The organism is Vicinamibacteria bacterium, assembly GCA_035620555.1.
GTDB lineage: Bacteria > Acidobacteriota > Vicinamibacteria > Marinacidobacterales > SMYC01 > DASPGQ01.
This window is the reverse complement of the sequence record DASPGQ010000141.1, coordinates 1-11,121: the sequence shown is the minus strand read 5'-3', so window position 1 is coordinate 11,121 and position 11,121 is coordinate 1. Positions and strand designations below refer to the sequence as shown.

Sequence of the window (11,121 nt, the reverse complement as noted above, 5' to 3'; positions counted from 1 at the left end):
CCCCAGCACTTGCCTGGCCTTCTCCAGCAGCGCGTCCGGGTCAAATGGCTTGGTCATGTACAGGTCCGCTCCGACATCCTGTCCCTTCTGCCGGTCGAACTCCTGTCCCTTCGCGGTCAGAAGAACGATGTAGACGTCCTTGAGGCCCAGGGAGTTCTTGACGCGGTCGCATACCTCGAAGCCGCTAACCTTCGGCATCATCACGTCGAGAAAGATCAGTTTCGGCTGGTTCGCCTGGATCCGCGCCAGCGCCTCCTCTCCATTGCTCGCGGTCAAAAGCTCCACCCCTTCGTCCTCCAGCTCTTCCAGGGCCTGGTGGATGAGGGTCCGGAGATGGGGCTCGTCATCTACGATCAAGATTTTAGAACTCACGAATTCTCCCACGTGTTAGCGATTCACAGGACAGGGAACCCTGGGGGGCGGCGGCCCTATTGATAGACGAGGAACAGTACGTTCTCCAATCCCTTCTCGAAGCGCAGCGACTGGACTCCTTCGTGCCGCTGCGACATCACCGAGCTCAAGATGATGATGTCCGGCTGCATCTCGAGGGCCCGGGTGACCAGATCCTCCCCGTTCGCCTCCATCACGGTGTATCCCCGGGCCTGCAGCACTTCCGCGAGCGTCCTCGCCGCCGACGCGTCCTCGTCGACAACCAAAACCCTCTTCTTGGACGTTCCCTGCTCCAGCAGCTCGCCGACCTCCTTGAAGAGCAGGTCGGTATCGATCGGCTTGGTCAGGTAGCGGTCCACGCCGAGGCGGTAGCCCCTCTCTTTGTCCTGGACTATCGAGAGCATCACGATGGGGATGTCCATCGTCTGCGGATCGTTCTTCAGAACGGCCGCCACGTCGAACCCGTTGATCTCGGGCATCATCACATCGAGAATCACAAGGTCGGGTCGTTCTCTGCGGATCTCGGCCAGAGCCTCGCGGCCGTCGGCGGCGAGCCTCAGCCGATATCCGGCCTCGCTGAACTCCTGCCGCAGCAACTCCCGGATGTGCGGATCGTCGTCGACCGCCAGGATGGACGGCTGCCCGCCCCTGGGTTTCGGCGCGCTCACCTCGACGCGCTCGCGAAGCTGCTTGACCAGCGACTCGAGAGTGAGGGCCGCCGAGCCGGTGGCCGGCTCGGACTTGATTGGCAGGGTGAAAGAGAAGGTGCTGCCCTTGCCTGGCTCGCTCTCCACCCAGACCCGGCCCCCATGGTGCTCCACGATCTCCTTGCAGATGGGGAGGCCCAGGCCCGTCCCCTTGGGCTTGTCCGTGAGGGTGTCGCCCACCTGCTTGAACTTCTCGAACACCTTTGGCTGGTCGGCGGGAGCGATGCCCAGGCCGGTGTCGATGACGCTGACCACGATCTCGCCGTCACTCGCGACCGCCCGACAGGTTACCGAGCCCGCGGCGGTGAACTTGACCGCATTCGAGATGAGGTTGATGACCACCTGGATCAGACGGTCGCGGTCACCCGAGACCTCCGGCAGCTCCGATCCGACGTCTTTGATCAACGTAAGGCCCTTGTTCTCGAAGAGCGACGAGGTGGCCGCGGTGGCGCGATCGATGATGTCCGGCACCGTCAGCGTCTCGATGTGCCATTCCAGCTTGCCCGATTCGATCTTGGCCAGATCCAGCACGTCGTCGATGAGCTTGGTGAGGCGCTCGCCCTCGCTCACCACGACCTTGAGATTGTCGCTCACTTGCTGCATCGCCTGCCGAACGCGGTTCTCGTCGCTCTCCACGAGGGGGAAGATTCGCTCCTCCAGCCTCTTTTTGATGATCTTGGCGAAGCCGAGCACCGACGTGAGCGGCGTGCGCAGCTCGTGGCTCACCGTCGAGAGGAACGCGCTCTTGGCCGCGTCGGCCTCTTCGGCGGCCGCCCGGGCCTGCCGGGTCTCGTCGAACAAGCGGGCGTTCTCGATGGCTACGCCCACGTTGGCGGCGATGGTTGCCAGCAGGCGCATGTCCGCTTCCTGGAAGCGGCCTTCCTCCTCCGTGCTCTGCACGCTGATGACGCCGATCACTTCGTTGCCCACCGGGATCGGCACGCCGAGGTAGGACTTCGAGGGCAGTCCCGACCTCTTGATTTTGAGCTGGGCGCTGCGCTCGTCGATCTTCTCGTTGAGGAGCAGCGGCTCGCCCGAGTCGATGATGCGGGAGGTCATGCCGGTGCCGTGGGGCAGGGAGGGGAAGGTGTCTCCGTACCCGTAAGGGAAGTGGATCATGTTGGTCGCCTTGTCGAGCAGCGCCACGTAGGCGATCTGCGCCCCGAAGACCTGTCGAATTTGCTCGCCCACCAGCGGGATGAGCGCGTCGAGCTCCAGCTCCGAGGCAAGCGCCTCGCTGATGCTGTTGATCGTCGCCAGCTCGGCCGCGCGTTGCCGGATCTGGTTGTCCTGCTCCCTGAGCTGGCGGTAGCTGTACGCGTTCTCGAGGGCGATCGTGGTATAGGCGGCCAGGTTTTGAAGCAGGTTGAGGTGGTACTCGGTGTAGGCGTTCTTCCGGAAGCTCTGGACCGTGAGGACTCCCAGCACACGCTCCGGGGTCGCGAGCGGTACGTACATGAGCGACTGCGGTGGCTGCGACACCGAACCGTCCTCGAGAAGGCGGCCCGACTCCTCGTAGGCGCCGAGATAGCGACTCCACTCGCTCGCCACGTCGTTGATCAGAATCGGCTTGCGGTTGTCGATGCACCAGACGGCAAACTGGTTCTTGTCGTTGGTGTCACGCGTGTAGGGCGCGTAGCGCTTGCCTCGCTCGACTGCGAGGCCGTACTCGATTTGCTGCTTCCTCTGGTGGTAGAGGCCGACCCCGACGACGGTCGCGTCGAGGAGCTGGTTGATCCGATCGTAGAGCCGCATGGAGATCGTGTTGAAATCGAGTGACGCCGTGATCTCCTTGCCGACTTCGGAGAGGAGCTCGACGCTCTTGGAACGCTCGCTCTCCGATCGCGCCAGCTCCTCCGCCGCCTCCGCGCGGAGCTCGGTCTCTCGCAGGGCCGAACGCTCGCGCTCCTTGCCGAGAAGTCGTCTCCTCTGGACGCGGTCCACCGCGAAGACACCCGCCCCTAGGAACAGGAGATACGAGCCGTAGGCCCCCCAGGTGCGATACCAGGGCGGGAGGATGGTGAACGGGTAGACCCCCTCGCGCCCTTCGTGCCCGTAGAGGTTGCGGGCGCGAACGCGGAAGCGGAAATCTCCGAACGGCAGGTTGGTGTAGTCTCCGCGGGCGTCCTTACCCCATTCCGACCAGCCGCGGTCGAGTCCTTCGAGGAAGTGCTGGTACTCGTTGGCGGACTCGTTGTCGAAGCTGGGCGCGGCGAACTCGAAGCGCAGTGCGTTGTCCTCGTACGGGAGTCGCGGGGGAGTGGCTTCCCCTGCCGTCGTGCCCGAGAAGATCGGCGAATCGCCGTTGACCAAGACGCGCCGGATGAGCACGGGGAAATCCGCGTCGTAGTTCTTGTGCAGGCTCGAGTCGTAACGGATCAGGCCGTCCAAGCCGCCGAACCAGACGACGCCATCGGCTTCCGCGTGGACGGTCGCAATCCCAAAGCCCGCAAACCGCGAGAACGGCTTCGTCTCGACCTCGTACGTGCCGTCGGGCTGCCGGATCGCGGCCGCCGTTTCACGCCCCGCATTGATCCAGACCCGGCCATGGGTATCTTGTTGGAAGAAAGGGAAATCCCCGGTACCCAAGGGGTCGAAGGTCACCACCTTGAACGTGTCGTCGGGAGCGAACCGGCGTCCGGCCTCGTCGAAACGGTAGATCTCGTCGAGCGAGAAGAAGAATGGCTCGCCGTCGATCGGGGTCACGTTGATGGAAGTCTCTGGCAACCCTTCGGCGGCACCGAAGAGCTCTATCCTTGGATTCGGCGGGAGCGACCCGCCGGGAACGACCGCGGAGAAGTCTACCCGCACGGCGCCCCGGGTCGTGGTGCCAAGCCAGAGATTGCCGTCCTTGGTCTCGACGATGGTACGGACTTCATCGGGGATCCCAGCCACCCGCCCTTCGTCGACCCAGTTCCCCTGTCTCAGGCTCAGGGAGGCCAGGCCGTCGAAGAGGCCGACCCACACTCGGTCCGGGTCCCGCGGCGAACGGTAGAGGACGCTCGCATTGAAGGATCCGCCCACCGACAGCTTCACCGGGGTCGCGCTCTCACCCTCGATCCGGTAGACCCCGTCACCCACGGCTAGCAGCAGCTGAGACGGTCGTATCCCGTCCGGATCGTCCATCAAGAGGAACCACCAGGCCTGGGAGGACATGTCGATCCCCCTGATGGGGACGAAATCCGCGAACGACGCCGGCGAGGCTCCGCGCTGCGGGCTCTCGGACGACCGGGGACGCAGGCGATACACCCCCCGCCCGGTGGCCACGTACAGGGTCTCCTCATAACGCTGGATGGCCGTGATGGAGCGCAGGCCTGTGGCTGCCGGATCGAACACCGAGAGCGGCGAAGGCGTCTCGACCCGGGCGATTCCGCCATCGAGCCCGAGCCAGAGCCCTCCCTGACGGTCGGCGAACAGGGCATAGACGCTGTCGGTCGTCAGCCCATTGGTCGAATCAAGGAGCTGTACCAGATGCCCCTCCCGATCGAGGATCGCCAGGCCCGCACCCGTGGTGGCCAGGGCGAGCGAGCCGCTGGGCAGAACGTCTCCGCGGTAGAGGGAGCCCTTGCGAAACACCTCGTCCGCTTCGGTAGGAAAGGCGTGGGCCGAGGTGCCGTCGTGACGGAAAAGCCCCTGTGCGCGCGTGCCGATCAGGATCTGGCCGTCGTCAAAGGGCAGGATGACCGGATAGACCTCGTCCGCGAAGCGCAGCCCGTCGGGGAGCGGCTCCAGAGTGTCTCCCGAAAGCCGCATCAGGCCGGTTTCTGGTTGCCCGATATAGAGCGTACCGGCCACGACCGAGGCGCGGTGGAACCTGCTGATCGGTCTCCAGACGCGAATTTGCCCGTCCGCCCACCGGAGCAGACGCTGCTGCGACTGGAAGTACACCCCCTCGGGCGTCGCGAACGTCCGAAAGACGTCGGCAAAGGCACGGTCGTCCTCCGGCACATCGTCGAGGAGCGACACGAACTGCATCTGACCCCGGGCGTCGGGCGCGAGGTAGCCGATCTCTCCCAGGGCCCCTACGTAGATGCGACCGTCGTCGTCCTTGGCCAGAGATCGGACGACGCTCTTGTTGGGTGTCTGGATCAGGCGCCAGGAAACCCCATCGTACTCCAGCACCCCGATGCTGTTGCCGAAGTACATGACCCCCCGGTCGTCCTGTTCGATGGCCCAGTTCTGGTCCGAGGCGCGGTATTCCTTGCGGGAGTAGTTGCGGATGAAGGGTCGGCCGGCCTCGGGATGTCGCACCGGCGCCGCCTCGAGCCCGACAGCGGCGAAGACGAGCCAGGAGATCAGCAAAAGGGTGGATCGCTTCAAAGATATCGGCTCTCTTCGACCTTTCCCAAGGAGCGCAGGCGCACGAGCCACGTACGATTGGTGGTCACAGGAACCCTCCCGCTGAGTTTTCTACTCTTTTCGTGCCGGAGTCGTCAAGACCTTCTCGAACCACAGGGGACATCGTGCCGCGACGGGTGGAGCTACGCAACACCGGCTCTGCGTTCTGCCTGAAATCAGAAATCGGCTTCGAAAGCAGAAATGCGCGCGGGACTAACCTGGGTCGTTTCAAGCCCGATTCTACGACACCCTTGGGGGTTACCAAAATGAATGACGCGCAAGCGATCGAGACCGGGGCCGCGAGGCGCTACCCGATCAGAAGATTCCCCAGACCGGGGGGAAAGTGAGCAGCAACCCGAGCGCGACCAGGGCCAGCGTGGCCGCGACCACCCGCCCGCTCTCGACCTCCCGCTCGCGCCAGCGGCGGTGTAGCACGAACCAGGCGACCAGCCACACGATCGCGGCGAAGGTCGTTCGCCCGGACACGCCGCCCGCCGGACCGTACAGGCTCGGCGCCACGGACACGCCCGCCTCGTTCAGGATCACGATGAGCCCCATCGCGAACGACCCGATGCCCGCCCCGAAGATCGCGGCCAGCGCGGCCCCGTTCGTGAGACTGCCGGCACGCGTCTCCTCTCCGTTTCGCGACGACTCTGCGTTCGCGCTCATTCGGCTTTCAATCTCCGTCGCCTCACTCCAGCGGGGCGACCTTGTTGATGAACGTGCCCAGCAGCGCCGTCCATCCGACCAGGACGAACCCCACCGTGACCAGCACGGTGACCATCCTGCGAAGCGACCGGTCGTTCGCGAAAACCGCTCGGTAGCGCACGCTGACGAACGCGGCCGCCGTCGCGAGCATCGCCGCGACCCAGGGAACGTGCTCCTTCTCCTCCATGGCGAACGCGTGCAACCAGGCGGTATCCGGGTTCCCCAGCAGGAACGACCGTGGATACCTGCTCAGGTCGGTGGCGCCCTCGGGAGGCGTGGTGCGGTACGGTGGGAAGACCAGGTAAGTGCCGCCGAGCACGGCGCACCACGTCAGAACGGCGCCGAAGAGGAGCAACCGTGACAGCGAACGGCTCTGCGCGGCTGAGACTCGCGCGCCGTCGCCGGGAAGGACGCAGAGGGCGTAGAGGGCCGCCGCGAGCACCAAGAGCGCGCCCCCGCCGAAGACAAGCCCGTGCACCATCGTGAGGATGCTGCGGTCGCTGAAGAGCATCGACACTTCCTTCGGTGTTGTCGCCGCCACTCTATCCCGCCGCGGCCGCCCGTAGCAAGCTTGCCAGCGACGGAGGAACGGTTCAGGCCAATGATCGGAAGAGCTCCACATAGCTCCGGACCACATCGTCCCAGCTCGCGACGTCGGGGTTCTCCGCCTCGATGACGAAATACTCGTCCGGAGCGTGGGCACCCCCCCCGTTCCCCATGCCGAACATCCCGGCCGGAAGCCGGAGCGGAGGGCCGGTGAAGGTGACCCCGGGCCAGGAGCCCGCGAGCCGAGGCCACAAGACCGGCTCCACATCCATCTTGCGATAGGCTGCGATCTGGCCTTGGACCAGCTTCGAGTCCGGATCCGTCTCGGTGGGATCGTAGCCGCCAGACATATTCACCTCGATGTCGGAGAAGCCGTGCTTGGCCAGGTGGGCTCGCAGCAATTCCAGCGTGCCGTTAGCGGTCATGTCGGGGACGAGGCGCATGTCGATCTTGGCCACCGCGTGGTGTGGGAGAATCGTTTTTCCCCCAGGTCCCGTGTAACCGCCCACCAACCCCTGGATGTTGATCGTGGGCTGCGTTACCAGGCGCACCAGCGAGTCGTGCCACGACTCGTCCTTGAACCAGCGCTTCACACTGAGCGCCGCCTTCGCTTGCGCCTCGTTGCGCTTGGGGATGGAGGCTTCGAGGATCGCTTTCTGCCCCGCGGTCAGCGGCTTCACCTCATCGAAGAAACCCTCGACGGCCGGGGTGTGGCCGTCGGCCTCGACCAGCGTGTGCAGTGCCTGCACCAAGTGCCACGCGGGGCTGTCGAGCTGGGCGAAGAGGCTCGAGTGCACGTCGCGGCTCGGACCGCGTCCCCAGTTCTCTCCGCTCGAGACGAGCTCCAGCTCCACGATGCCCTTGGCGCCCAGGTTGACCGTCACGGAGCCGTCCAGATCCTGGTTGCCGAGAGGGATGATGATTCCCAGGGACTTCTTCAGGGCCGCCTCGACATCGGGCTTGAAGACGATTTCCTTGAAGTTCGGCGAGCCGATTTCTTCCTCGCCTTCGCAGACCAGCACCAGGTTCACCGGTGGCTTCTGACCGGCAGCCTTGAAGGCGTGCAGCGCGGCGAGGCAGGCGGTCTGCGGCCCCTTGGTGTTCGTGGCCCCACGCCCCACCATGATCTTGCCGAAGCCGGGCTTGTCCACCAGGCGTGCCTCGAGCGGGGGCGAGGACCACTCGGCGGGATCGAACTGCTTGACGTCGTACATGAAGTAGATCGCGAGCGTGTTGGCCGCTCCGGAATCGAGCGTGGCGAAAACGCCCGGTTTGCCTTTTGTGGGCACCATCTCAACGTGCTGGAAACCCGCGTCGCGGGCGAGCTGGGTCATGTACTCCGCGCCCTCGGGATAGTTGAGATCCTCGGCGGCGATGGAGGGAAGCGCGATCCACTGCTGGAGCATCTTGATGGTGGCATCGTGCTGCGCCGCGATCTGCGCCACGACCGGATCCTCCTGCGGTGGGAGGAGGAACGCTGCCGCATGGCGTCCTCCCATCGCGACGAAGGCGGTGCCTACGGCCGCGCCCTGAAGGAACTCACGGCGGTGGATGTCTCGGTGTCGGACGTTGCTCTCATCGTCTGCTTTGTTCACCATGTCGGCTTCCTCCAAGTCCTTGAACGACGACAAGGAAAATGAAGATCACATCGCGATGGCTCGAATCGGGTGGTAACGGAAGTGCTCGGGATTGCCGCCCGAGCTGTGCGCGAGTGGAGAACGTTAGCAAAAGGGACGCGGGGTTTCAACGACCTGGGCACCGCTTCGAGCGCCGCGGCGGCGGCGAGCCAAGAGATCAGCAAAAGGGTGGATCGCTTCAAAGATATCCGCTCTCTTCGACCTTTCCCGAGGAGCGCAGGCGCACGAGCCACGCACGATTGGTGGTCACAGGAACCCTCCCGCTGAGGTTTCTACTCTTTTCGTGCCGGAGTCGTCAAGACCTTCTCGAACTGCCTCGAACTGCCGGGGACATCGTGCCGCGAGGTGGAGAGGGTTCACCCAGCCGAACGGGAGTCACCTTACGGGCTCCTCGGCGCATGGGTTTCGGATAGGATCCAACGGCCACATGTCGGTAACGTCCACCGCGGCGCGCCGCGAAGAAGCAAGGCGAGGACTGTGCGCGAAGATGGTCGCGCGCGACCCGAACGAGTCGCACCGGGCCGCCACCCCGCTCGAGCTCTTCTTCGACCTCGTCTTCGTGGTTGCGATCGCCCAGGCGGCCAGCGGGCTCCATCACGCCATCGCCGAAGGTCATACCGGCGACGGCCTCGTCGGCTATGCCATGGTGTTTTTCGCCATCTGGTGGGCGTGGATGAACTTCACCTGGTTCGCTTCGGCCTACGATTGCGACGACGTACTCTATCGGCTCGCGGTGTTCGTCCAGATTTCGGGGGCGCTGATGCTGGCCGCGGGCGTTCCGACGATGTTCGAGACTCGAACTGCCAACGCGGCGGTGCTGGGCGGTTACGTGGTGATGCGACTCGCCATCGTGGCGCAGTGGCTCCGGGCGTCGAAAGATGATCCGAAGCGCCGAGCCACCGCAAGGCGATACGCCCATGGCATCGCCGTGACGCAGGTGGCGTGGGTCGCACTGGTGCTCTGGGGCCTGTGGTCGATTCCAGGGTTTCTGTGTCTCGCGGCCTGTGAGCTCGCGGTGCCGGTTTGGGCGGAGCGTGCCGGGGCAACGCCGTGGCACCCGCATCACATCGCGGAGCGATATGGTCTCATGACCATCATCGTTCTCGGTGAATCGGTCTTGGCGGCCAGCGTCGCAATCGAGTCGGCGATCGCCTCCGGCGAGGCCCTGTCCGTCCTCGCGCCTCTCATCGTGGGCGGCCTGCTGATCGTGTACTCGATGTGGTGGTTGTATTTTCACCGTCCGGTTCACGATCTTCTCACGGACAGTCGGAAAGCGTTTGTCTGGGGCTACGGCCACTTTCTCGTGTTCATGGCCGCCGCCGCGGTCGGAGCCGGGATTGCGGTCGGGGTGGATGCCGCGACGCACCATTCGGAGATCAGCTCTGCCGCCGCCGGCGCCGCGGTGGCCGTTCCCGCTGCCCTGTATCTGCTCTCTCTCCAGTTCCTTCATGATCGTCCCGAATACGGCAAGGCGCGCATCCTGGCTCCGATCGCTGCCGGGCTCGTTCTTCTGGTCCCGTTGACTCCATTGGCGGGCTACGCCGTTCTCGCGACCGGCGTCATTCTGGCCTTGCTCGTCTGCTGGAAGCTGTTCTTAATGGCGGGCGCGGCCGAGTGATCGTCGGTTGGCGCTTTCTCGTGACAACGCGGTGGAGTCGACTTGGTTCGCTCGCGCCGTTTCTTCGCGGCGAGCTGCCGGTGTTGGGTCGGGACGAGGCCGCAGTTCAGGCCTCCTTTCAGGTTACCCGCTGTGGCCGTTCGGTGCCCTGTGGCTGTGGAACCTGGGCGATGACAGTTCCCTGCTCTCGCCGAGCTTTGCCTATTCGGCGAGCGACGAGGCCACGCTCAACGGCGGGATGTTCCTCGGCCTGGGGCCAGAGGCCAGCGAGCCGGGCCAGCCGCTGGCGTCGGAGTACGGTCTCGTGCCGACGACCGTGTATTTCTCGGTGAGCCTCTATTTCTGATTCTCGCGTCAAGCGCGGCAGTCGGTCGTTGCGAGAACGGGTCGACTCCACGACTCGCCCTGCTCGAGTGTCTCCTTTAGCCACAACATGTGCCGGAGCCAGCCGGTGCGAAAGTCCTCGACGTCTCTACCGAATCCGCTGTGGACCAGCGAAATCCGCGTCCGTCCCTCCGAGCCACTGAGCGTCCAGCTGACGACGGTTTCCGGGTCCTCCCCGTACTTCCAGCTACAGGAGAGCTTCTCGTTGGGCACGATGCTCAGAATCTTGATGGGACCCTGTCCGTCCCAGTAGCGATACCGTCCGCCGAGTGTTGGCTCGACGTCGGCAGACCCGGCGGCGATCCAGCGATTCAAGATCCGTTCGTCGGTAAGGCCGCGAAACACTTCTTCGCGGGAGGCCTCGATCTCGAGGTCGAGCTCGACGACGTCGTGCGGTATCGACGTGTAATCGCAGCGGAGGGGAGCCGCTCCATCGCGAAGGAATCGTCTCAGATTCTCGAAGGAGAGCATCCAGAAATCCGCGAGTGAGAGATCGCCGCGCTCTCTCGGCGGTGCGTCGTGCTTCAGGCGCAGTAGCGCTCCGCCGGCCCTTGGGGCGATATCGATTGCTACCGTCGTCTCCGCACCGCGAACCGGCCAGCGGAAGACGAGCTTGGCGTTCGATTCGACGCTGAGCAGACGGTGTCGACCCTCCTCGGGACCCGGAGCATAAGGGGTGAACCGCCCCCAGAAATCGTACCGAGCCTCATCGGTCGATACCTGCGCTCTCTCGGCGAACCAGGCTTCGAGATAGGCCGTCGTCGTGAGCGCCTCGAAAACCTTGGCGGGTGGA

The 11,121-nt window shown here is 64.6% G+C and carries 8 protein-coding genes; 2 read left to right on the top strand and 6 right to left on the bottom strand.

From position 1 onward, the window contains the following. From VEK15_05680 to VEK15_05660, 5 genes are all read right to left on the bottom strand, one after another. Positions 1–372 (bottom strand): response regulator (locus tag VEK15_05680; protein HXV60164.1); only part of this gene is annotated, 372 nt, incomplete at its 3' end. 56 nt (positions 373–428) lie between these two features. After that, positions 429–5,417 (bottom strand): GAF domain-containing protein, encoded by a 4,989-nt coding sequence (locus tag VEK15_05675; GenBank protein HXV60163.1) that lies wholly within the window; start codon positions 5,415–5,417, stop codon positions 429–431. A gap of 333 nt (positions 5,418–5,750) precedes the next feature. Then, complete coding sequence (locus tag VEK15_05670) at positions 5,751–6,104, bottom strand: hypothetical protein (protein HXV60162.1); 354 nt, start codon at positions 6,102–6,104, stop codon at positions 5,751–5,753. 22 nt (positions 6,105–6,126) lie between these two features. Continuing rightward, on the bottom strand, positions 6,127–6,654 hold the full coding sequence (locus VEK15_05665; GenBank protein HXV60161.1) for a hypothetical protein: 528 nt from the start codon (positions 6,652–6,654) through the stop codon (positions 6,127–6,129). An 82-nt stretch (positions 6,655–6,736) separates the two neighbouring features. Continuing rightward, a complete protein-coding gene (locus VEK15_05660) occupies positions 6,737–8,287 on the bottom strand; it encodes a M20/M25/M40 family metallo-hydrolase (protein HXV60160.1) in 1,551 nt (516 codons plus the stop codon). Positions 8,288–8,753: 466 nt separating this feature from the next. Here VEK15_05660 and VEK15_05655 point away from each other — a divergent pair, with 466 nt between their 5' ends. Then, the gene (locus tag VEK15_05655; GenBank protein HXV60159.1) at positions 8,754–9,944 is read left to right on the top strand and encodes a low temperature requirement protein A; all 1,191 of its coding nucleotides are present in this window, start codon (positions 8,754–8,756) and stop codon (positions 9,942–9,944) included. Between the two features lie 31 nt (positions 9,945–9,975). After that, positions 9,976–10,290 carry a hypothetical protein gene (locus tag VEK15_05650; protein HXV60158.1) on the top strand — a complete coding sequence of 105 codons (315 nt, stop codon included), beginning with the start codon at positions 9,976–9,978 and terminating at the stop codon, positions 10,288–10,290. Positions 10,291–10,298: 8 nt separating this feature from the next. Here the strand turns inward: VEK15_05650 and VEK15_05645 are convergent. Beyond that, on the bottom strand, positions 10,299–11,121 hold an 823-nt coding region (locus VEK15_05645; protein HXV60157.1), incomplete at its 5' end, for an SRPBCC domain-containing protein.

What these genes read in the sequence shown, in the direction of transcription:
- VEK15_05670 (HXV60162.1), bottom strand. Translation starts at nt 6,104, where the DNA reads ATGAGCGCGAACGCAGAGTCGTCGCGAAACGGAGAGGAGACGCGTGCC.
- VEK15_05665 (HXV60161.1), bottom strand. Translation starts at nt 6,654, where the DNA reads ATGCTCTTCAGCGACCGCAGCATCCTCACGATGGTGCACGGGCTTGTC.
- VEK15_05660 (HXV60160.1), bottom strand. Translation starts at nt 8,287, where the DNA reads ATGGTGAACAAAGCAGACGATGAGAGCAACGTCCGACACCGAGACATC.
- VEK15_05655 (HXV60159.1), top strand. Translation starts at nt 8,754, where the DNA reads ATGTCGGTAACGTCCACCGCGGCGCGCCGCGAAGAAGCAAGGCGAGGA.